General features: G+C 62.2%; 20 protein-coding genes. 6 read left to right on the top strand and 14 right to left on the bottom strand.

Annotated elements, in window-relative coordinates:
* Positions 1 to 53 precede the first annotated feature (53 nt).
* The 7 genes from GUY40_RS00690 to GUY40_RS00660 all read right to left on the bottom strand — a co-directional run bounded on the left by GUY40_RS00690 (position 54) and on the right by GUY40_RS00660 (position 5,686).
* Positions 54 to 899: a transporter gene (locus tag GUY40_RS00690; RefSeq protein WP_166567182.1), complete on the bottom strand. Its 846-nt coding sequence runs from the start codon at positions 897 to 899 to the stop codon at positions 54 to 56.
* 223 nt (positions 900 to 1,122) lie between these two features.
* Positions 1,123 to 2,184, bottom strand: coding sequence for an NADH:ubiquinone reductase (Na(+)-transporting) subunit F (locus tag GUY40_RS00685; RefSeq protein WP_166567014.1), 1,062 nt, complete (start codon positions 2,182 to 2,184; stop codon positions 1,123 to 1,125).
* A gap of 10 nt (positions 2,185 to 2,194) precedes the next feature.
* Positions 2,195 to 2,554, bottom strand: a complete 360-nt coding sequence (locus tag GUY40_RS00680; protein ID WP_166567013.1) for a phenol hydroxylase subunit P4 — start codon at positions 2,552 to 2,554, stop codon at positions 2,195 to 2,197.
* A gap of 23 nt (positions 2,555 to 2,577) precedes the next feature.
* Entirely contained in the window at positions 2,578 to 4,083 is a 1,506-nt protein-coding gene (locus tag GUY40_RS00675) for an aromatic/alkene/methane monooxygenase hydroxylase/oxygenase subunit alpha (protein WP_166567012.1), read from the bottom strand.
* A 37-nt stretch (positions 4,084 to 4,120) separates the two neighbouring features.
* Complete coding sequence (locus GUY40_RS00670; RefSeq protein ID WP_166567011.1) at positions 4,121 to 4,390, bottom strand: MmoB/DmpM family protein; 270 nt, start codon at positions 4,388 to 4,390, stop codon at positions 4,121 to 4,123.
* Positions 4,387 to 5,382, bottom strand: coding sequence for an aromatic/alkene monooxygenase hydroxylase subunit beta (locus tag GUY40_RS00665; RefSeq protein ID WP_166567010.1), 996 nt, complete (start codon positions 5,380 to 5,382; stop codon positions 4,387 to 4,389). The genes GUY40_RS00670 and GUY40_RS00665 overlap by 4 nt, the downstream gene beginning before the upstream one ends.
* A 52-nt stretch (positions 5,383 to 5,434) precedes the next feature.
* Positions 5,435 to 5,686 carry a phenol hydroxylase subunit gene (locus GUY40_RS00660; RefSeq protein WP_166567009.1) on the bottom strand — a complete coding sequence of 84 codons (252 nt, stop codon included), beginning with the start codon at positions 5,684 to 5,686 and terminating at the stop codon, positions 5,435 to 5,437.
* Positions 5,687 to 5,968: 282 nt separating this feature from the next.
* On the opposite strand from GUY40_RS00660, the gene GUY40_RS00655 reads away from it, so the two are divergent.
* Positions 5,969 to 7,672 (top strand): sigma-54-dependent Fis family transcriptional regulator, encoded by a 1,704-nt coding sequence (locus tag GUY40_RS00655; RefSeq protein WP_166567008.1) that lies wholly within the window; start codon positions 5,969 to 5,971, stop codon positions 7,670 to 7,672.
* Here GUY40_RS00655 and GUY40_RS00650 read toward each other — a convergent pair.
* Both GUY40_RS00650 and GUY40_RS00645 read right to left on the bottom strand, forming a co-directional pair.
* Positions 7,643 to 8,134, bottom strand: a complete 492-nt coding sequence (locus GUY40_RS00650) for an N-acetyltransferase (RefSeq protein WP_166567007.1) — start codon at positions 8,132 to 8,134, stop codon at positions 7,643 to 7,645. The genes GUY40_RS00655 and GUY40_RS00650 overlap by 30 nt on opposite strands.
* A gap of 132 nt (positions 8,135 to 8,266) precedes the next feature.
* Positions 8,267 to 9,184, bottom strand: coding sequence for a LysR family transcriptional regulator (locus GUY40_RS00645; protein WP_166567006.1), 918 nt, complete (start codon positions 9,182 to 9,184; stop codon positions 8,267 to 8,269).
* 104 nt (positions 9,185 to 9,288) lie between these two features.
* Between GUY40_RS00645 and araD1 the strand changes: the two genes are divergently transcribed.
* Positions 9,289 to 10,287: an AraD1 family protein gene (gene araD1, locus GUY40_RS00640; protein WP_166567005.1), complete on the top strand. Its 999-nt coding sequence runs from the start codon at positions 9,289 to 9,291 to the stop codon at positions 10,285 to 10,287.
* Between the two features lie 93 nt (positions 10,288 to 10,380).
* Positions 10,381 to 11,961 (top strand): aldehyde dehydrogenase (NADP(+)), encoded by a 1,581-nt coding sequence (locus GUY40_RS00635; protein ID WP_166567004.1) that lies wholly within the window; start codon positions 10,381 to 10,383, stop codon positions 11,959 to 11,961.
* 156 nt (positions 11,962 to 12,117) lie between these two features.
* On the opposite strand, the gene GUY40_RS00630 is transcribed toward GUY40_RS00635, so the two are convergent.
* Positions 12,118 to 13,053, bottom strand: a complete 936-nt coding sequence (locus GUY40_RS00630) for a DNA-binding protein (RefSeq protein ID WP_166567003.1) — start codon at positions 13,051 to 13,053, stop codon at positions 12,118 to 12,120.
* 122 nt (positions 13,054 to 13,175) lie between these two features.
* On the opposite strand from GUY40_RS00630, the gene GUY40_RS00625 reads away from it, so the two are divergent.
* Genes GUY40_RS00625 through GUY40_RS00615 form a run of 3 tightly spaced genes read left to right on the top strand, consistent with a single transcriptional unit; the run spans position 13,176 to position 17,378 of the window.
* Complete coding sequence (locus GUY40_RS00625; protein ID WP_166567002.1) at positions 13,176 to 13,841, top strand: ABC transporter ATP-binding protein; 666 nt, start codon at positions 13,176 to 13,178, stop codon at positions 13,839 to 13,841.
* Positions 13,841 to 16,315, top strand: a complete 2,475-nt coding sequence (locus GUY40_RS00620; RefSeq protein ID WP_166567001.1) for an FtsX-like permease family protein — start codon at positions 13,841 to 13,843, stop codon at positions 16,313 to 16,315. Before GUY40_RS00625 ends, GUY40_RS00620 begins: the two co-directional genes overlap by 1 nt.
* On the top strand, positions 16,305 to 17,378 hold the full coding sequence (locus GUY40_RS00615) for a lipocalin-like domain-containing protein (RefSeq protein WP_166567000.1): 1,074 nt from the start codon (positions 16,305 to 16,307) through the stop codon (positions 17,376 to 17,378). Before GUY40_RS00620 ends, GUY40_RS00615 begins: the two co-directional genes overlap by 11 nt.
* 161 nt (positions 17,379 to 17,539) lie before the next feature.
* Here GUY40_RS00615 and GUY40_RS28640 read toward each other — a convergent pair whose 3' ends face one another.
* The 4 genes from GUY40_RS28640 to GUY40_RS00595 form a co-directional block, all read right to left on the bottom strand.
* Positions 17,540 to 18,451 (bottom strand): site-specific integrase, encoded by a 912-nt coding sequence (locus tag GUY40_RS28640; RefSeq protein ID WP_166566999.1) that lies wholly within the window; start codon positions 18,449 to 18,451, stop codon positions 17,540 to 17,542.
* Positions 18,452 to 18,631: 180 nt separating this feature from the next.
* Entirely contained in the window at positions 18,632 to 19,834 is a 1,203-nt protein-coding gene (locus tag GUY40_RS00605; protein ID WP_166566998.1) for a benzoate/H(+) symporter BenE family transporter, read from the bottom strand.
* 71 nt (positions 19,835 to 19,905) lie between these two features.
* Complete coding sequence (locus GUY40_RS00600; RefSeq protein WP_166566997.1) at positions 19,906 to 21,243, bottom strand: aromatic acid/H+ symport family MFS transporter; 1,338 nt, start codon at positions 21,241 to 21,243, stop codon at positions 19,906 to 19,908.
* A gap of 68 nt (positions 21,244 to 21,311) precedes the next feature.
* The gene (locus GUY40_RS00595; RefSeq protein ID WP_166566996.1) at positions 21,312 to 22,070 is read right to left on the bottom strand and encodes a 1,6-dihydroxycyclohexa-2,4-diene-1-carboxylate dehydrogenase; all 759 of its coding nucleotides are present in this window, start codon (positions 22,068 to 22,070) and stop codon (positions 21,312 to 21,314) included.
* Positions 22,071 to 22,086: the final 16 nt, after the last annotated feature.

Here is a 22,086-nt window from a genome sequence, read left to right as displayed (position 1 = left end):
TGGCGAGAGTTTAGCGCCATATGGCAAAGAATGCGAACAGTCGCTTCAATGGCTCAGAATGGCACCGTCACCTTCATCCAGTACGCCTCCCCCTCTGCACGGTTGCGCACGCCGGTCTCCTTCTCCCATTTCGCGGTCACGAACCAGCCGTTTTTGTTGCTGTACTTGATCGACGGCCCCACAGCCAAGACACGGCCCTTGTTATCTTCAATGCGCTCGCCATTCTGGCGATCATCCGTCAGCTGATGGTTGGCATAACCACCAATGCCGACCACCCAGCCATTGCCCAGGCCCCAGCCGACGGCGTAGTCCATGTGCAGCTCCTGGCCGGACAGGTAGTCGGTGTCGGGGTTTTTGCGGTTGAAGTCGTACATGATCTTGGCGTCGATGTTCAGCCCGTTCGGGTCGACATAGGACAGCGCATACACCGGCTCAAACACCCAATAGTTGCGACCGATATTGGCCAGGTCATCACGGTCGTACCGGCCACTGGGGGCAATCATGTCAAGCGCCAGGATACTGTGCAGTTTCTCGCTGTGGTGAAAGCCCAGCGCCGGGCCGAAGATGATATCGCCCATGCCCTGTTTGGACTGGGACTGGCCGTTGACCGTGACTTTCAGATCCACCAGCGGGACGATGGCGTGGAAGGCAAGGCTGGCGCCGAACAGGGTCTGGTCGGTGACCCAGATCAGCCTCGGCGTCAGCGCATCGGCCCGCACGCTGAAGTCGACCGGCAGCTTGCGCCCGTCATTGCCGCGCAGGCTGTCGGCTTCATAGTGATTGACGAACAGCTGGCCATACACGCCCGGCGGCGGCATCGCCCCGGACATGTAGTTTTCAGCGCCCATCGGGTACGACGAGCCGCCCCCTTCAGTCGCAACGGCGGTGCGCACGGTCATTTGCAAAGCAGCGAGCGCGCAGCAACGCGCCAGCGTCGAGATACGTGGCATGGCATTTACCTTTTTATTGTTCTATGGCTCTTACGAATCTCAGTGGAGATCAATGTGGGAGCGGATTTATCCGCGAATCCAGGCACCCCGGTGTGTCAGGTGGACCGAGTTGCCGGTATTCGCGGATAAATCCGCTCCCACACACTTGCTTTTTTCAGTGGCAGACAAAGGATCAGATGCGCTTGAACAACGCCGAGCGCGGCGCATCCTCGGCGCCATCGGCGGCGCTGTAGAAGCGCTCCATAAAAATGTCGCGCTCGAACAGGCGGCCCTGCATCAGGCAGGTGATCGCCGAGTCGATCATCGGTGGCGGGCCACACAGGTAGGCCTTGTGCCCGGCAAAGCGGCCGTCGAAATGGTGCCTGGCGGCATCGTGGACATACCCCCGATAGCCGTTCCAGCTTTCATCTTGCGCAGCCTGGCTGAGCGCCGGCACATAAGTGAAGTTGCTGTATTGCCGGGCGAGGTCTTCAAAAAGATCGCGGTTATATAATTCGGCCTGATTGCGAGCTCCCTGGAACAACGTGATCTGGCGTCCATCGCCCTGGGCCAGCAGATCGAGAATCATCGCCTGCGGGCTGGACAGCCCCGAGCCGCCGGCGATGAAAATCAGATCGCCCGCCTGAGAACCACGGACAAAAAACTGCCCATACGGCCCGGACAGCTGAACCGCGTCGCCCGCTTGCAGACGCCCATGAATATGGCCGGTGGCCGCTCCGCCTTCGACCAGGCGCACATGCAATTCCACCTCATCCGCGCGCGCCGGCGGGTTGGCCAGCGAAAACGCGCGTGTGCCCTCAATGCCCGGCAGTTGCAGGTTGATGTACTGCCCGGCCTGAAACGCCATGGGCCGATCCAGTTTCAGGTGCACGCCCTTGATGGTCGGCGACAGATCAACCACGCGGGTGACCACCGCATTGAAGTCTTCGACCGGGTGACCGAGAAAATCCGGATCGACGTCGATTTCGGCCTCGATCACCATATCGCTTTGCGGCATCGCACAGCAGGCCAGGACCTTGCCTTCATCGCGTTCGATGTCCATCAGCGCAAACGAGGACGCCGCGCCAATGTCCACCTCGCCTTCGAGTACCTGAATCTTGCAGGTGGCACAAGTGCCATGGCCGCAGGCGAACGGCAGCCATACTCCTTGGCGCAAGGCAGCCTGGAGGATGGTCTGCCCCTCCTCTACTTCGATCAGTTCGCCGGTCGGTTCGAGGGTGACTTGATAGCTCATGGCAGGTTCCTCAATTGCAAGTGCCGGCCAGGCCGTTCAGGCCCGGGGTGTCCAGGTGCAGCAGGCTTTTATGGCCGATGCCGTTGGCTTCAAGGCTGGCAGCGAAGTCCGGCACGAACGGCTGGCCGTCCAGGCGCCAGCGGCTGTTGCCGAAATCGATCTGCGCTGCCTCCGGGTGCTGGGACACCGCCGGCTTGAGCACCTGTTCGATAAAGTCGGCGAAGCCCAGGCTCGGTGGTAATGGAAAGGTAAACGGCGCGCAGAACAACAGGTGCCGCTCCCAGCACAGGTACACAAGCTGTGCGCCATGGAAGTTCTGCTGAAGGTCCAGCGCAGTGGCCGGGTACGGATGCAAGGCAGTCACGGACATGATGGTTTTCCTTATTGTTGTGTTCAGCTGGCCTTGGGGTGCCATTGCTGCCAGCGCTGGTGCTCGGGCGAGCCTTCGTACTCGAAGTTGTCCTGGCCCGGGGCGATGTTGTAGTAGTCGCGCACCACGCTCTCGACGTCTGCGCCGCCGCAGTTGCCCTGCAGGATCTGGTGCACCGGTAGCCAGGCCTGGATGTACTTGTCGGGCTCGAAACTGAAAATGTCGCAACAGCCGTCCGAGCAGAAGTGGTAGCGCTCGCCCTCATGAGTGCTGCTGCGGTGACTCAGGGTGGTGGCATCGTCGGGCTCGGTGAACGACAGCGGGATCTGGCACACCTGGCAGAGCATCGGCAGGGTCGGGTTGTAGAAGCGCTCGCCCTTCTCCTGCAGCGCGCGCCAGTGTTCGAAGCGCGGGCGATAGTGCTTGTCGAAGGTGTCCGGGTACTTGGACGACAGCCAGTCCAGCTCCTCGTCAGTCGGAATCCAGGTGTGGAAGTTGGTAGCCTGGCTGTACTGGTAGAAAATCGACCAGGCCTGGTGGCTGATGTGGTCTTTGCCGACGGTGGTCTGTTCGACGTACTTGGGCGGGCGAATGCCATAGCGCTCCAGGTCCTTGAACAGCGCGCCACCGGCCTGTTCGAAATACACCTCCCAGGCTTCGGCCCAGGACATGACCTTGTTCGGCAGCATGTAGTCCATCATCATCCCGACCAGCGTCAGCAGCCGGTAGCCGCGCCAGAACCATTTATCGATCCAGCGCTGGATGATCGGCACGTTGTCTTCGTGCTGCTCGAGCAGAAACTTGATCACCTCAAGGCCCAGGGTCATGTGTCGGGCTTCGTCGGACTGGGCCGAAAAACCGAAGGTGACGGTGGCCATGTCACCATTGAACGCGGCGCCGGACATGAAGGGCACAAACAGCAGGTTGGTCAGCACATACTCGAAGGAAAACGAAATCGCCGTCAGGAATTCGAACGGGCCAGCGGTGCGGGCATCCTCGAAGAACGACTTGGGCACCGACAGGAACCACACCCGGTCGTGCATGTGGGCAAAGTCATGCAGGCCGTTGAAGTGCTTGTTGTAGTGGCTCATGGCGTGGATCTGGGTCTGCACATGACGCAGCTCGTCAATCGCTTGCATCTGGCACGCCACCCGCGCACCGGCACCGCCAAACTGCCGACCAACCCGGGCAAAGCCCTGATAGGCCTGATACTCCAGCGGCGTGACGCCGCTCAGGAACAGTTTCAGCGCGTTCACATAACGGGCATCGGAAATATGGGTGTGACCGTTGTTCTGCGCAAAGGCATCGAAAATCGCGTAGAGCTTTTTCTCTTTCTCGGCCTGGTATTTCCAGTAGGCGTCCATGGTCAGGCGGAACGGGTCTTCCCACTTGTCCCAGTCGGTGATCTTGATGCCTTCGAAGCGCTCGTGAGGGAAGATCGCTTCCTTGGTCTGGTAGCTGAATTCCCAACCCAGGTCGCGGGTCAGGCAGCGGTATTTTTCTTTCTGGTTCAGGCGCTTGGCAGCCATGGTGGTGCTCTCCAATTCTTGTTGTTATAGGGGGCGGTCAGTTCCAGTGGAGGATGAAGCTGTCCTCTTCTTCCTCGACGTTGCCGCCCAGGGTGATCACGTCGATCAGCATTTCCTGGATGTCCCATTCGCGGCCCAGCTTGTCTTCGACGGTCTGGCGATGGATCTCCAGGCGCTGGCTGGCCTGGACCCGAATCATTGCCGGCTGGTGCTGGACCTCGGCATGCGGGTTGTCGGCAACGATGGCCTCGACGATGTAGCGGGCGTTGTCGTTGTCCTGGAAGGCGATGTACACGAGTGAGTTCATGGGCGTGCTCCTGGCAGGCCGAGCTTGCCCAGGCGCTGGCCGAAGGCGCGGTCGATGTCTTCCAGAGCCGGTTGGCCCGGGCCGATTTCCGCCAGCGGCGCCAGCGCTTCCAGCGCGCGCGCACGCCAGTGATCCACCCAGACACCGACCTGTTCGCGATTGGCGTCGCTCTCGTTGATCACGGTCTTGACCATGGCATCGACCCAGCGCTGGCTCTCGCTGAACCACAGGCGCATGAACTCGGTGAGCATGCCGAACTGGCCGGCGCCCTGGGCGCACAGCTGTTCGTCGAAGCGTTGGAACAGCAGCGGGTAGAGCAAACCATCACTGACCAGGTTTTGCGCCAGCGTCAACTCAAACCAGTCGCTGACCACCAGGCTGTCTTCGACATAGCGGCGCAGGCCCTGCCAGGATGGCTCCTGCTGCCACAGCGCGCGGGCTCGGTCCAGTGCCGCCAGGCCGCCGTCATCCAGCATCAGGCCGATACGCGACAGGTACTGGGCGATGCCGAGACGGTCCATGGCCTGGAACATGTGCATCTGGGTGACGCTGGTACCGTAGCCGTCGGCGGCGATGCCGCTGTTGTTCATGTTGGCGCCGAATTCGGCGTGGCGCAGCGGCAACAGCAGCTGGATGATCTGCTCGCGCAGGGCCGGGCTCAGGTGGGCCAGCAGCTCGCGTTTTTCGCAGAAGGCGTAATCGTGCTCGGCGTTTTCCTGCATCTTGGCGCGGGTTTGCACGTAGGCGCCGTAGTAGAACTGGCGCGGGTCGGACACGCTGTACCAGTCGGCCATGACGATGGCCGTGCGGGTCGGGTCGTTGAGCAGCTTGTCCGGTTGCCATAGCGGGCGGTAATGGAAGTTGGTCGCCGCTTCCAGATCGAAACTGGCTTCCTGATAGCGGCTGGCAGGCTTGTCGCCGAAACGCCGACGGGTGTGGCTGAAAGTCTGGCGGATCGGCTCGGCGGTGGCCGTCTTGATCTCGATGGACATGAAGAGCTCCTGTGATTGTTCTTATTGGATGCGGTGTCGGGTGCTGTCCGGTTCAGTCGTCCGCGCCCTCCCCGTACCGCCACTTGCGCATGTCGGCGTCAATGGCCTCGGCCATGGCGCTGTCCATGTGCTGCACGCGGTTGACCCGGCAAAAGATCCGGAAGGCATCGGGCGGCATGACCAGTTCGACGAACAGGTCGGGGTAGCCGATGGCAAAATCGAATTCGATAAAGGGATTGTCAGCGCCACTGCGCACTCGCACGTAACGTGGCATCTGGTTGAAGGTGGGGGCTGGGTGGTTCATGACCGCTACTCGCCGTGCTGGAGGTAATAACCCTTGAGCAACGGCTGTGCCAGATCATGAAACAATCATTTATCTCATTGTTTTAAATAGGTTTATTGCTTGGCGTCGAAGTTTTTCGGAGCGTTCGAATCACGGGTGGGTTTAACCATTTGATCAAACCGTCGCGAACGGTGTGAGCAAATGACCAATCGTCCGGCGATTGACTTTTGCCCGGCATTGCCCCGCTTAATAAAAAAAGAACCCGTGCCCCACACCATAATTACAACAGGGATCACCCCCACCATGATTACCCACTACACGGCCGCTGAACCGGCGCCGGGCCTGAAGGACCTCACTGACCGCGTGCGTTTTCTCGGGACCGAGGGCAAGGTCTGGCTCGACGAGCAACGCATGCTGCTGATTCAGGTGTCGATGATGGGCGCCTGCCGGCGTGAATTGATCGAGATGCTCGGCGAAGAGCGCGCCAAGGGCTTTTTCCTGCGCCTGGGCTATCAGTCCGGGCTCAAGGACGCCGAGCTTGCCCGCAAGCTGCGACCACAGGGCTCGGACGTCGAGATGTTCTTCATCGGCCCGCAACTGCATTCGCTCAAGGGCATGGTCAACGTCAAGCCGCTGCAGATCGATATCGACCTGGAAAACGGCCAGTTCTACGCCGATATCGAGTGGCAGGATTCTTTCGAAGTCGATAACTGCCAGGCCGAAGGGCTGTATTCCAGCCAGCCGGTGTGCTGGATGTTGCTGGGCTACGCAATCAGCTACAGCTCGTTCTTCCTGGGCCGTCAGATCATCTATCAGGAAGTGACCTGCCGCGGCTGCGGGGACGAGCGCTGCCGGATCATCGGCAAGCCGGCCGAGCAATGGGACGATGCCGAAGCCTTCATGCGCTACTTCCAGAGCGACCCCATCATCGATGAGTTGCAAACCTTGCAAGTGCAAGTGGCGAACCTGCGCCAGCGCCTGCAACTGGAAGCCGGGCGCTTCTACGGCATCGGCCAGGCCCCGAACTACCGCAAGACCGTTGCCCTGATCGACAAGGCCGCGCCCGGCAAGGCCTCGGTGTTGCTGCTGGGTGAAACCGGAGTGGGCAAGGAAGTGATCGCCCGCAGTTTGCACCTTCGCAGCGAGCGCGCCGGTGGCCCGTTTGTGGCGCTTAATTGCGCGGCAATTCCGCCCGACCTGATCGAGGCCGAACTGTTCGGGGTGGAAAAAGGCGCCTACACCGGGGCCCAGCAATCGCGCATGGGCCGCTTCGAACGGGCCAACGGCGGCACGTTGTTTCTCGATGAAATCGTCGAGCTGACCCCCAGGGCCCAGGCCAGCCTGTTGCGCGTTTTGCAGGAGTCGGAACTGGAACGGGTTGGCGATACCCAGACCCGCAAGGTCAATGTGCGAGTGGTCGCCGCTACCCACGAAGACCTCGCCCAGGCGGTCGCCCAAGGGCGCTTCAGGGCGGACCTGTATTACCGGCTGAATGTCTTTCCGGTCAATATTCCAGCGCTGCGCGAGCGCAAGGAAGACATCCCGTTACTGGCCGAGCACTTTCTTGCCAAGCACCATGAGAGCTATGGCAAGAAGACCCTGGGCCTGTCCGACCGCGCGCTTGAGGCCTGCCTGCGGCATGACTGGCCGGGCAATATCCGCGAGCTGGAAAACCTGATCGAGCGCGGCGTGATCATCACCGATGAGAACGAAAGCATTGGTGTCGAGGCGTTGTTTCCGCACTTGCCGGTGTCGGCGGACAGCATTGGCCTGGCCAGCGATGGCAGCCTGGTCCCGCAAACGCCGGCCAGCGACAGCGGCTGGCTGCAGCAGGTCATGAGCAGCGGGCTGAGCCTTGAGGCGGTGGAGGACGCCGTGTTGCAGGCGGCGATGGAGCGCGCGCAAGGCAACGTCTCCGAAGCCGCCCGCCTGCTTGGCATGACCCGCCCGGCGCTGGCCTATCGATTGAAGAATCGTTCACGGGGCGATGGGCAAGCGCATCCGTAATTCATGGCCGGATCGACCTCGATAGCCATGGCCGCAGGCCTCCCAGCCCTGCCTGCGGTACAGCGCCAATGCCTGGAGGTTGTCGAGATCCACCGAAAGCATCAATTGCGCAAGCTCGGGCCATGCCTGCTTCGCGGCGGCGGGCAGCGCTTGCAGGCAAGCCTTGCCATAGCCTTTGCCCTGCTGGCGTTGATCGACCATGAAAGCGTGCAAGGTGGCCGAATTCTCATCGGCCCAGGGCGGAAGATAGGGAGGGCGCTTGAGGAGCAGGAAGGCGACAGGGCGTTGATCGACCAGCAAGACAAAACCCCGGATAGCGAAGTTCTGGCCGTTGTTCAGGAGATACAGCGCTGAGTGAACGTCCCCGGCAAAGGCCTGTTGTTCGGGGGACAGTTCAAGACCCTGCAGTTGGCTTTGCTGAGCACGGGTCAGTGTTGAATGGCAAACAAGCTGCAGGCTCATGATTCTTCTATCCAATGGTGACGACGCGAACCGCGTGTAGGAGCCAGGCTTGCCGGGACGCCGGACCGCTGCGATGGGCTGCGCCGCAGTGCCCCCATCGCAGGCGAGCCTGGCTCCTACAGGGGGTTGTGTTCAGGCTGTGAGTTCATCAATCAACATCGCCATCGGCGCCGTCAACTCTACATCCACCCTCGTGACAATCTCATAAGGCTCGCTCACTGAGTGGATCGTCAAGTCGAGTTTCACCAACAGGCCGTGATCCAGCGCCATCCGGGCGACATCGGCAGGCATTACCGCCACGAGCGACGGGTCCTGCAATAACAGCGACAAGGTGGTAAAGGTCGACGAGGTCACCATTGGATACAACGGAAAACTCAAGCCGGCCTGGCGAAATTCGCGTTCCAGGGTCAAACGCATCGGCATGTTGACCGGGAACACCACCCAGCGGCTGTCCATCAAGTCCGCCAGTTGCAGCTTCACCCGCCCGGCCAGCGCATGCGCCGGGTTGGCCACCAGCACCAACGGCTCCTGGGCGCGGGAACGGGTCTGGTAGGCGGTGGGTCGCTGGCTGACGCTGGTGCGGCAAATGGCAACGTCCAGCCGGCCCTGGTCCAGCAGGCTCAGCAAGCGCGCGCTGGTGTCCTCGACGATCGTCACCGACAGCTCGGGCTGTTTGTCCCGCAACCGCGCCAGGCTGTCCACCAGCGCCGGCACCGCGCCCATGATCGTCCCCACGCTCAAGCGCCCGCCGTGCCCCTGCAGAATGCCGACCATTTCTTCACGCAAATGCTCAAGGTCGGTATGGATCAGCCGCGCATAGCGAATCACGCAGCGTCCCAGGTCGTTGGCTTCCAGGCCCTTGCTGGTGCGTTCGAACAGTCTGGAGCCAAAAATCGTTTCGATCTCATGCAGCGCCTTGGTCGCGCCCGGTTGCGACAAGGCCATGGCATCGGAGGCCTTGCGCACCGAGCCGTGTTCATCCAGGGCGATCAACAGGCGCAGTTGCTTGAGGCGCAAGCGCGAAACGATGGTGGTAAAGGGTGGCAGCATAGGTATACCTGAAAGTTATCGCTCGGGTCCTAACTCTCATTAGGCAGCATTTGCTGTGGAAATTAAAGTGACGCATCGATAACAACAAGCCGAGGCCAGCCTCCATGCGTTTGATCCAGTTCGAAGATTTCCAAGGCCAGCGCTGCGTCGGCGTGATTGAAGGCGACAAGTTGCTGATCGTCAACCAGGCCGGCAGCACCCGCACCCTGGCGCTCGCCGCCATCGGTAATGGCCGCAACCTGATTGAAGAAGTCCAGGCGCGTGGCTGCACGCCCGCTACTGAAAGTTATACCCAGCTGCTGGACGCCGCGCGCGTTCTGCCACCGCTGGACCACGAAGACCCGGCCCACTGCCTGATCAGCGGCACCGGCCTGACTCACCTGGGCAGCGCCTCGACCCGCGACAAGATGCACCAGCAAAAAATCGATGACCAGACCGCCCTCACCGACACCGCGCGCATGTTCCAGTGGGGCATCGAGGGGGGGCGCCCCGGGCCCGGCTCGGTCGGCGCCCAGCCGGAATGGTTCTACAAGGGCGACGGCTCGATCGTGGTTCGCCCCAACCAGCCGTTCCAGTCGCCGCAATTTGCCGAAGACGCCGGTGAAGAGCCGGAGCTGACCGGCCTCTATGTGATCGGTGAAGACGGCACGCCTTACCGCCTCGGCTTCGCCTTGGGCAACGAGTTCTCCGATCATGTGATGGAGCGCCGCAGTTATCTGTACCTGGCGCACTCCAAATTGCGCAACTGCTCTTACGGGCCGGAACTGCGGGTGGGCGAACTGCCCCGCCACCTGGCCGGCACCAGCCGGATCTGGCGCGATGGGCAAGTGCTCTGGGAAAAAGAGTTCCTCAGTGGCGAAGACAACATGTGCCACAGCCTCGACAACCTGGAGTACCACCACTTCAAGTACCGTCAGTTCCTGCGTGCCGGTGACGTGCACGTGCACTTCTTCGGCACCGCGACGTTGTCAGTGGCCGACAACGTGAAGACCCAGCCAGGCGACCGTTTCGAAATCAGCATGGCTGAGTTTGGCGCCCCGCTGTGCAATGCCATCGACGTCGCCGACGCGGCGTTCTCCATCGGCGAGGTCAAGGCACTCTGACCCATCCGGGCGCTGTGCAACGAATGTGTGCCGTGGCAGATCGGGGCTATTTACCTGACGCCAGCCCCCCACTTTTCATTAAAGGAGCCGCAAATGACGGACATTCTTGGTCAGCACTTTATTGCCGGTGGCCGCAGCGCCGCAGGTGACGTTACCTTGCAGAGCCTGGACGCTCACACAGGCGAAGCCTTGCCTTATCGCTTCTTCCAGGCCACCGATGCCGAAGCCGACGCTGCCGCCCAGGCAGCGGCGGATGCCTACCCGGTCTTTCGCAACCTTTCGCCACTGCGTCGGGCTGAGTTTCTGGAGGCCATCGCCGACCAGATCGACGCCCTGGGCGATGACTTTATTGCCATCGTTTGCCGGGAAACGGCATTGCCAGCGGCCCGCATCCAGGGCGAGCGTGGTCGTACCAGTGGCCAGATGCGCCTGTTTGCCAAGGTGCTGCGCCGGGGTGACTTCCATGGCGCGCGCATCGACCTGGCGTTGCCCGATCGCCAGCCACTGCCCCGCCCTGACCTGCGGCAAACGCGCATTGGTGTCGGCCCGGTGGCGGTCTTCGGTGCCAGCAACTTTCCGCTGGCGTTCTCCACTGCCGGTGGTGATACCGCAGCGGCACTCGCAGCAGGCTGCCCGGTCGTGTTCAAGGCCCACAGCGGCCATATGGCCACGGCAGATGGGGTTGCCCGGGCCATCATCCGTGCCGCCGAAGCCACCGGCATGCCGGCGGGTGTGTTCAACATGATCTATGGCGGCGGCGTGGGTGCGCGGCTGGTCAAACATCCGGCCATTTGTGCCGTGGGTTTTACCGGTTCACTGGCCGGTGGCCGTGCACTGTGCGACATGGCCGCCGCTCGGCCCCGGCCGATTCCGGTGTTTGCCGAGATGTCGAGTATCAACCCGATGATTGTGCTACCTCAGGCGCTGACCGAACGTGGCGAAAAGATTGCGGTTGAGTTGGGCGCATCGGTGGTGTTGGGCGCCGGCCAGTTCTGCACCAACCCCGGGATGGTGCTGGGGATCGCCTCGCCCGAATTTTCGGCGTTTCTGGACAAGCTGGGGCAGTTTATCGACGCCCAGCCGGCCCAGACACTGCTCAATGCCGGCGGCTTGCACAGCTATTGCCGTGGCCTGACAGCACTGGGCAGTGCCGAGGGCATCACCCACCTGGCCGGGCGTGAGCAAACCGGCAACCAGGCGCACCCTCAGTTGTTCCAGGCCGATGTGTCATTGCTGCGCAAGGGTAATGAATTGCTTCAGGAAGAAGTGTTCGGCCCGACCACGGTGGTGGTCCAGGTGCGTGACAAGGCGGAGCTGGAACAGGTCCTGGCCAGCCTTGATGGTCAACTGACCGCGACCCTGATTGCCGAGCCCGCGGACCTCGAACAGTTTGCCTCGCTGGTGCCACTGCTTGAGCAAAAGGCCGGGCGCCTGCTGCTCAATGGCTACCCGACCGGTGTGGAAGTCTGTGATGCCATGGTTCATGGCGGGCCCTACCCTGCCACTTCCGATGCGCGCGGCACCTCGGTGGGGACGCTGGCGATCGACCGCTTCCTGCGACCGGTGTGCTACCAGAACTACCCGGATGCGTTGTTGCCGGATGCGCTGAAGAATGCGAATCCGTTGGGTATTTCGCGGTTGGTGAATGGGGTAGCCAGCACCGAAGCTCTGTAAATTCCGGGGCCGTTGCTGCGAATGACTCGTGGGAGCGGATTTATCCGCGAATATAGGCGCTGCGGTTTATCAGGTAGACCGTGTTGCCTTTATTCGCGGATAAATCCGCTCCCACAGTTCTATGCCTTAACTGACTGGCAGTAGCGCCAAGGTCATTTACTCCGCCTCAGGCGCTTCAGGTACCCGCCGCTTGTGCACCCGCCGCAACGCCACCTTGGCCAGCTGCGCCATCTCTTTCTTCAATTCCTCGATCTGGCCTGACAGTGCCTGGCGCCCGCCTTCGGCCTGGGCCACCAGGGTTTTCAGGCCGTCCACCTCGGCGCTGCTTTGCTCGGTTGCGCGACGCTGGTGGTCATGTTCCTGACGCGCTTGCCGCGCTTCCACCAACAGCCGTTCGTTGTCGCGGTTCAGGCGGGTCAATTCGTCCTGCTTGACGATCAGCGTCTGTTGCAACTGCCGCACTTCCATCTGCAACTGCTGCAACTGCCCTTCGTGGCGGCGCTGTTCCTGTTCGCGCTGCTCTTTGATCGCGTTGCGGTAATGCTCCAGCGCATCGCGGGCATGCTGGTGTTTGTCCTCCAGCGAGCGGATATGCTCGGCTTTTTCTTCCAGCCGCAATTGCTGGTCGTCGCAGGTCTGGCTCAGGCGGGCATTGCGGGCTTCTTCGGCGTGCAGGTTGCCTTGGCTGGTCGACAGCGCGGCGCTGGTCTGTTCCAGAGCCTGACGCTGGCTGGCGTGCTGCTGTTGCAACTGCGCCAGCGCTTCACGACTGGCCGAGAGCTCTGCCTGCCAGGTGGCTTGTTTTTCTGCAAATTCATCATGGGCTTGCTCCAGCGGGGCAATCGCTTCCTCCTTCAAGCGCTGGGCAAGTCCGGCCACCAGCTGCGCCAGCTCGTCGCCGAGGTCCGGGGCCTGCAGATCACGCGGCTGAGCGCCATCCTCGAGTTCCTTGAGGTAGCGGTGAATGGTGGTTTTCGAGCCGGTATTGCCCATCTCGATACGTACCGCATCGATGCTCGGATGCTCGCCCCGCGCCAGCAAGGCTTGCCGCGCCTTCTGCACCACGGCTTTGTTGATGCCACCTCGGGCCATGCTCACTCCTGTTATTTCGTACTGTTGTACATACCGATGCGCGCAGACTAATGGGTCGGCGTTCTGAATGCTATGGTCGATTCACAGTCTGGTGAGTAATAGCACCCGAAGGAGTGTCGTTGATGCTGGTCGTCGAGCAGTTGTGCAAGTCGTTCACCACCGCCCAAGGTACGCTGGCGGTGTTGCAGGGCGTCGACCTGCGCCTGGCGCACGGCAGCAGTCTGGCGCTGATGGGAGAGTCGGGCAGCGGTAAAAGCACGCTGCTGCACTTGATCGCCGGCCTCGATCGGGCTGACAGCGGGCGCATCCTGATCGACGATGAGCCGCTGGACGGTCGCTCGGAAACAGCGCTGGCACGCTGGCGGCGTCAAGGTATCGGGTTGGTGTTCCAGCAGTACAACCTTATCAGCAGCCTGACGGTGGCGGCCAACCTGGCGTTCCAGGCGCGGCTGGCGCAGCGCCATGATCGCGCCTGGGTCGACTACCTGGCTGAACGCCTCGGCCTGTCGACGTTGTTGCAACGCTATCCGGAACAATTGTCCGGCGGTCAACAGCAACGGCTGGCCATCGGCCGTGCGCTGGCAGCCAGGCCGGCGCTGTTGCTGGCCGACGAGCCCACCGGCAGCCTCGATGAAGCGAGCAGCGATGAGGTACTGGCCTTGCTGTTGCAGTTGGTCGCCGAGGCTGGCAGCAGCGTGTTGATGGTGACCCACAGCCGGCGCCTGGCCGCACAGCTGGCCCAGCGCTGCCTGTTGCACAACGGCCGCGTGCAGAGTGAGGCGCGGTGATGAGCCCGATGCTGATCGCCGTGCAGGCGCTGCTGAGCCATTGGCGGCGCCATCCGTTGCAGTTTTTCAGCATTCTCACCGGGCTGTGGCTGGCCACGGCGCTGTGGACCGGCGTTCAGGCTCTCAATAGCCAGGCGCGCAATGACTATGCCCGTGCCAGTGCGGTACTGGCGGGGCCGGCACAGGCGCAGATACTGCCGCGTACCGGTGAGCGTTTCGATCAGGCATTGTATGTGCAGCTGCGCGCAGAAGGCTGGCCGGTGACGCCGGTGCTTGAAGGCCGCGTACGGTTTGGCGGCGAGCGGCCGCTGAGTATTCGGCTGATCGGCATTGAGCCGTTGAGCCTGCCCGCGGGCAGCACCATCGCCGGGCAACCGGGGCAGGCCTTCGACCTGGAAGCCTTTATCGGTACGCCGGGCCAGGCCTGGGTTGGCCCCGATACGCTGCAGCAACTGGGCCTGAAAGCCGGCGAGCAAGCCCGCAGCAGCGATGGCCGCACCTTGCCGCCCTTTGTCCTCAAGGAAGCGCTGGCGCCTGGCGTGGTGGTGCTGGATATCGGCCATGCGCAACAGCTGCTGCAGGCTTCAGGACAGCTTTCGCGACTGTTGCTGCCCGCGGCCTTTGCGCGCGAACGCCCGGTGCTACCGGCCGGTCTTGCAGCGCACCTGCAACTGCAACCCTCAAGCGAAGACGGCGACTTGCAGCGCCTGACCGACAGCTTCCACCTCAACCTCACGGCGCTGGGCTTGCTGGCCTTTATCGTCGGTCTGTTTATTGTCCATGCCGCCATCGGCCTTGCCCTGGAACAACGGCGCGGCCTGATCCGCACCTTGCGCGCCTGTGGCATCAGCCTGCGCAGCCTGTTGGCCGCTCTGTCGATAGAGCTTGGCACCTTTGCCGTGCTCGGTGGCCTGGCCGGGGTTGCCAGCGGTTATGGGCTGGCGAGCCTGTTATTGCCCGACGTCGCTGCCAGCTTGCGAGGCCTGTATGGCGCCCAGGTCGCCGGGCATCTTGATCTGCCGGCGCAGTGGTGGCTGGCAGGCGTTGCCGTCAGTTTACTCGGGGCATTGCTGGCAGGGTGCAGCAGCTTGCTGCGCGCCGCCCGCTTGCCGTTGTTGGCCTTGGCACAGCCTCAGGCCTGGCGGATGGCGCAAGGGCCATGGTTGAAGCGCCAGGCGATGCTGGCAGCACTGTTGCTGCTGGTGGCATTGGCCTGCTGGCGATTCGGCAATAGCCTGCCCAGCGCATTTATCCTGCTCGCCGCGCTGCTGCTGGCTTGCGCGCTGATCCTGCCCGCCTTGCTCGACGCTGCACTGGCGTTGCTGGCGCGGGGTTGTCGCGGGCCGCTGTCTGAATGGTTTATCGCTGACAGTCGCCAGCAACTGCCAGCTTTGAGTCTGGCCTTGATGGCGCTGTTACTGGCTCTGGCCGCCAGTGTGGGCGTTGGCAGCATGACCGAAGGCTTTCGCAAGACCTTCATCGGCTGGCTCGACCAGCGCCTGTCGGCCGATTTGTACCTGTCGCCCCGTGATACCGGGCAAGCGTTACAGATCAGCGACTGGCTCGGCAGCCAGCCGGGGGTCACCGCCCTCCTGCCCAGCTGGCGCCTGGAAGTACGACTCGAAGGCTGGCCCGTGCAGGTGCAAGGCATCGCCGACCACCCAAACTATCGCGCGCATTGGCCGTTGCTGGATCAGGCGCCGCAGGCCTGGCAGCAATTGGCGAGCGGCAGCGGCATTATGCTCAGCGAGCAATTGGCACGCCGGCTGGAGGTCGAACTAGGCGACAGCGTGCAGTTACCCGCCCAAGTGCGGCAATCCATGATCGTGGTGGGCCTGTACGCCGACTACGGCAACCCCAAGGGTCATGTGCTGGTGAATGCTGACTGGTTGCGCAGGCACAGGCCCGATGCAACCTTGACTGCGATAGGCTTGAAACTGGAACCTGAAGCCATTCCGATACTAAGGGCCGAGCTACAAAAGCGCTTTGCACTGGACGACAGTCGGGTGGTCGATCAATCGACCTTGAAGCGTTGGTCGACCGAAGTGTTCACCCGCACCTTTGCCGCCACGGCAGCGCTCAACAGCCTGACCCTCGGGGTGGCCGGCGTGGCGCTGTTTATCAGTTTGCTGACCTTGAGCCAGAGCCGCCTGGGCCAGTTGGCGCCGCTCTGGGCCCTGGGGGTACAGCGCTCGCGGCTGGCGTGGTTGTCACTCGGGCAAACACTGATGCTCAGCAGCCTGACGGTGCTACTGGCGATACCCCTGGGTTTGTTGTTGGCGTGGTGCCTGGTGGCGGTGGTCAATGTGCAAGCCTTCGGTTGGCGCTTGCCGCTGTATGTGTTCGCCGGGCAACTGCTGCAACTGGCCCTGCTCGGGCTGCTCACCAGCCTGCTGGCCGCCGCCTGGCCGCTCTGGCAATTGGCACGGCGACAGCCCGCCGACCTCTTGAGGCAATTTGCCGATGAAGCGTAAACCGTGTGTGTTGATGGTCGCGGCGTTAGCGCTGGGGGGATGTGATCAACCGGCCCCCTCGCCCAAGAGCTTTGCCGGCCTCGGTCAGGACGCGTCCGCCTTCAAGCAGGTCGAGCGCAATCATCCGCTGGTGTTTCCTGCCGACCATGGTGCTCACCATGGCTTTCGGATCGAATGGTGGTACGTCACCGCCAACCTGACCGACGCCCAAGGCCGCGACTGGGGCGTGCAATGGACGTTGTTCCGTTCAGCGCTGCGACCGGGCGCCGAGACTGCAGGCTGGGGCAGCCCGAACCTGTGGATGGGCCACGCGGCGCTGACTGGCCCCCTGGGGCATCAATCCGGTGAAACCCTCGCCCGCGGCGGTATCGGCCAGGCTGGCGTCTCATCTGAACCGTTTCGAGCGTGGATCAATGATTGGTCACTAGAGAGCACGGCTGCTGACGGGATCGCGCACCTGAAGATGCACGCCACAGGCAAGGGCTTCAGCTATCGCCTGCAGCTGGACAGCGACGGCCCGCTGGTACTTCACGGCGCACAGGGGTACAGCGAAAAATCCGGCCAGGGGCAGGCTTCCTACTACTACAGTCAGCCGTTTTACCGGGTCAGCGGTGAAATCGTGCGCGAAGGTCAGCGCGTGCAGGTTACCGGCCTTGCCTGGCTGGACCGGGAATGGAGCAGCCAGCCGCTGGCGGCGGGGCAATCGGGGTGGGACTGGTTTTCATTGCACCTGGACTCCGGGGCGAAGCTGATGCTGTTTCGGGTGCGTGAAACCAGCGGCAAACCTTACCGCGCCGGTACCTGGATCAGTGCTCAGGGCGAAACCCGGGCCTTGTTGGGTGAGCAGATTCAGCTCAAGGAGTTGGACTGGACGACTCAGGCCAACGGCCGCAAAGTGCCGACCCGCTGGCGGGTGCAGGTGCCCGAGCATGGGGTGGATGTGCAGGTTGAAGCGTTGGAACCGCGGGCGTGGATGGATACGACGTATCCGTATTGGGAGGGGCCGGTGCGGTTGACAGGTAGCCTGGGTGGCCGTGGCTACCTGGAAATGACGGGCTACTGATTTCCGGCAATCTGCTGTAGGAGCCGAGCTCGCTCGCGATGAGGCCAACTCGATCGACAGCCATGCCCTGAGCCATTGTGTCGCCTTGATGGGCCTCATCGCGAGCAAGCTCGGCTCCTACACACACACAACCCTACAGCAGGCGGAATTGGGGCTGATGGTTACAAGATAAACCTCGTCTGCGCATCCACGTACCGCAGCGCAGAGCTGGCATCCTTCCACCCCACATAGCTCATCAACGTCTTCTGATCCCAGCCACTGCGATTGGCCCAGTTGGCAAAACCGCGTCGCAGCGAGTGGCTGCTGTAGTGCTCGCTGTCGACCCCGGCGCCCGCCAGCGCGTCGCGCAATATCGGCGCAACACTGTAGGGATGCAGCGCTGTCTCGCCCATCCGACCCCAGCGATCGATACCGCGAAACACTGGCCCCGTGGCCAGCCCCGCCACCGTGATCCAGTCCAGATACGCCTCCACCGGGCACAGCCGCTCAAGCGCCGGTGCCTTGTAGGTCGTGCCGGTGTTTTCGCGGTCGCCCTTGCTCCACGGCAGGAACAATTGCATGCCCTCCCCGCGCCGGGCCTGGATGTGGTCGATGCTCAGGCGGCACAGCTCATCGCTGCGAAACGCGCGCCAGAACCCGATCAACACCAGCGCACGGTCACGCAGGCACTTGAGCATGCGGCCGGTCTGGCCGTGCTCCCGCGCTTGCGCCGCTTGCTGTTCAAGCCAACCCACGCATTTGGCCAGACTCACCAGTTGTAGCGGTTCGGCCTGGCGCGCCTGTTGTGGGTGCAGCGTGCGGATGCCCTTCATGACCTGCTTGACCATCGGCGCCTTGGTCGGGTCGGGAAAACCCTGGCTGACATGCCACTGGGCCAGCGCGGCCAGGCGCAGGCGCAAGGTGTTCTGCGACAGCGTGTCGGCGTACGCCACCAGGTAGCGCACGACGCTCTCGCTGGTGGCCGGCAGGAAACCGCCCCACTGCGCCTCGAAGTGCTCTATCGCGGACTTGTAGCTGCGACGGGTGTTTTCCCGCGTACCGGCCTGAATATACCGCTCGATTTCAGCGCTCACTGCCCTGCCCCTGCTTTCGTACTGTTGGGCGGCATTCTAGCGCTGAAAAAGCGGCTGGTCTTTGATAATTCAGTATTATCGGATGTTATTTATTCATATTTTTTTGCTTATTTTTTGATCTTAAATGCTACGTATCAATGTGGTACGTAGCACAGTACGAAATCGATATTCGCGACCTACTCAACGAGCCGGTTCCGCCACCGAAATCGCTGCTCTGCCCCGCTTGAAGGTCAGTACACCATGGGCGACCAAACCGAAAATCAACCCCCAGAAAGCCGCCGACAAGCCCAGGAATGACATGCCCGAAGCGGTCACCAGGAAGGTGATCAGCGCCGATTCCCGGTCGTCCGGCACCGCCATGGAGCCTGCCAGGGCACCGGCAATGGCTGTGAACAGCGCCAAGCCTGCCAACGCGGCGATCAATTGATGGGGAAATGCAGTGAACAGCGAAACCAGCGTCGCGCCGAAAATTCCCAGCAACACATAGAAACCCCCTCCCACCACGCCCGCCACATAGCGCTTGCGGCTGTCTTCATGGGATTCGCGGCCGGTACAGATCGCCGCCGTGATCGCTGCCAGGTTCAAACCATGGCAACCAAACGGCGCGAGCAATAGGCTGCCCAGCGCACTGCTGCTGATAATCGGGCTGGCCGGCGTGCTGTACCCGGCGTTGCGCAGCACAGCAATACCGGGCACAAACTGGCCGGTGAGCGCGACCATCACCAGCGGCAAGGCGATGTTCAGGGCCGCATGCCAACTGAACTCCGGGGTGATCCACACCGGCGTGGCCAGGCCGATGACCAGCGCTGCGCTGTTCATCTCGCCGGTAGCCAGCGCAATCAGGCTGCCGACGATCAGCACCGCCATTACCGCGTAACGCGGCACCAGACGCTTGCACAACAGGTAAGTGGCAAACATCGCCAGGACCATGAACGGCTTATCGTTCACTGAGACAAACAATTGGGTGCCGAAACTGAACAGGATCCCGGCCAGCATGGCCGCCGAGATCGCCGCCGGCAGTTTGCCGACAATCCGGTCGAAGATGCCGCACAGCCCCACCAGCAAGATGATCAGGTTGGCCAGCAGAAAAGCGCCGACGGCTTCGTTCAGGCTGATGCCCGGCAGCAAGGCCACCAGCAGCGCCGAACCGGGTGCGGACCAGGCAATGATCACCGGGACTTTGTAACGCAGGCTCAGGAGGATGCCGAGTACACCGCTGCCGATGGAGATCGCCCAGATCCATGAGGACAGCACCTCGTCGGGCATGTGCGCAGCCTTGGCGGCCTGGAAGATGATGACCAGAGGGCCGGCGTAGGAGATGAGTGTGGCGATGAAGCCGGCGACGACGGCCGACAGGGAGATGTCGTTCAGGAAGTTTTTCATGAGCTTTCCAGAAAATGAGCAATGACGCGCCCTCTGCTGAAGGCACGCCATCGCATTCACACGAACCCGCGTCAGGGCGCGGGGCTGGCCTCAGCCGAGAGCGCAGGCACCTTGGCCCGGCGCTGATACACCAGACACATGGCCAGGGCAGCAACGACGCCAGGCACGGCGAACACCATGAAATTCAGGTGCAGTGGCAGTTGAATGCCCACCAGTGCGCCGCCCAGAATCGGCCCGACGATCGCGCCGCTGCGGCCCACACCAGAGGCCCAGCCAAGCCCGGTGGAGCGAATCGACATGGGGTAGAACTGCGCCACGCAGGCGTAGGCCAGGATTTGCGTGCCGATGGTGGTGGCGCCGGCAACGGCGATCAGCCCGTACAACACGGACGTCGGGCTCTTGAAGCCCAGCAGGCTGATGGAAATCGCCGCGATCACAAAGAAGGCCACCAGCACTTTTTGCAACTTGAAGCGATCACCGATCCAGCCGCCACCGACCGCCCCAAAAATCGCGCCGAAGTTCAGCACCAGCAAAAAGCTCAGGCTTGAGCCCAGGCCATAGCCGGCGCTGGCCATCAGCTTGGGCAGCCAGGAGTTGAGCGCGTAGACCATCAACAGGCAGCAGAAAAACGCCACCCAAAGCATCACTGTGCTGATCGCCCGGCCTTCGCGAAACAGTTGCACCAGCGGCGCGCCGGCAGGCTTGAGGGAGGCCATGGTCAACTGGTCGCTGGCCTGTGGCACATAGGTCGGCTCGATTCGCTGCAGCACTTCACGCGCCTCTTCGTTGCGCCCCTGGCGCAGCATGAAGCCGACCGACTCGGGCAACCAGCGCAGAATCAGTGGCAACAGCAGCAGCGGCACTGCCGCGACATAGAACACCGACTGCCAGCCAAAGCTGGGCAGCAGCACGATGCCCAGCCCGGCCGAGAGCATGCCGCCCACCGAATAGCCGCTGAACATGATCGCCACCAGCGTGCTGCGGATTTTTTTCGGGGCATATTCGCTCATCAAGGCAACGACGTTGGGCATCACCCCGCCGATTCCCAGGCCCGCGATAAAGCGGCAGATCCCAAACTCGGTCGGATTGCGGGCAAAGCCGTTCAGCACCGTAAAGCCGCTGAACAGAATCACGCAGATGGCGATCACCTTCTTGCGACCGATTCGGTCCGACAACGAGCCCAATATCAAGGCACCGAACATCATGCCAAACAGCGCATAACTGCCCAAGGCCCCGGCCTGCAACGGTGTCAGCCCCCATTCCTGCATCAATACGGGCAGCACCACGCCGTAAATCACCAGGTCGTAACCGTCGAAGATAATAATCAGCGCGCACCAGAACAGCACCCGCCAGTGGAAAGGATTGAAGCGCGCCTGATCGATCAGGGCATTGATATCGATTTTTCGCATGGCATCGACTCTTGTTGTTGTAGTAATCGCACACAGCAAAAAGGCCTGAACAATTCAGGCCTTCTGATTTAACCCAGGTCACCCCCACCGATCGGCAAGGTGACGCCAGTGATATAGGTCGCCTCATCCGAGGCCAGAAACAGGATCGCGCCGACCTGTTCCTCGATGGTGCCGTAGCGCTTCATCAGGCTGCTGTCGAGGGTCTGGTCGACGATCTGCTGATACCAGACCTGCTCCTGGGCGCTCTGCTGGGCGTTGTTGCGCGGGATCCGCCGAGGGGGCGCTTCGGTGCCACCAGGGGCGGTGGCGTTGACCCGCACGCCACGGCCGGCGGTTTCAAACGCCAGACATGCGGTCAGTGCATTGACCCCTCCCTTGGCCGCGCCGTACGGCACGCGGTTCAGGCTACGGGTCGCGATCGACGAAACGTTGACGATGGCGCCGCTGCCCTGCTCAAGCATGTACGGCAGCGCGGCATGGCAGCACCACAAGGTCGGGAACAACGAGCGACGCACTTCGGCTTCGATCTGATCGGGCTGGTAGTGTTCGAACGGCTTGGCCCAGATGGTCCCGCCAACGTTATTGACCAGAATATCCAGGCGCCCGAAGCGCTCGACGGCGGCGGCCATGATGCGATCGCAATCGGGGTATTGCTCAAGGTCCGCGGTCAGGCACAGCACGTTGCTGCCTTCCAGTTCGAACACCAATTCCGAGCGGTCAACGGCCACGACCCTGGCGCCCTCTTCGAGCAAACGCTCGGCGACGCGGCGGCCGATGCCCTGGGCCGCGCCGGTAACCAGCGCGACCTTGTCTGTAAATCGGTTCATGAGGTTCTCCGATCAG

It is taken from the genome of Pseudomonas sp. R5(2019) (assembly GCF_009905435.1).
In the GTDB taxonomy this organism is placed as follows: Bacteria; Pseudomonadota; Gammaproteobacteria; order Pseudomonadales; family Pseudomonadaceae; genus Aquipseudomonas.
Note: the sequence above shows the minus strand (reverse complement) of the source record. Positions and strands in the feature narration are given on the sequence as shown.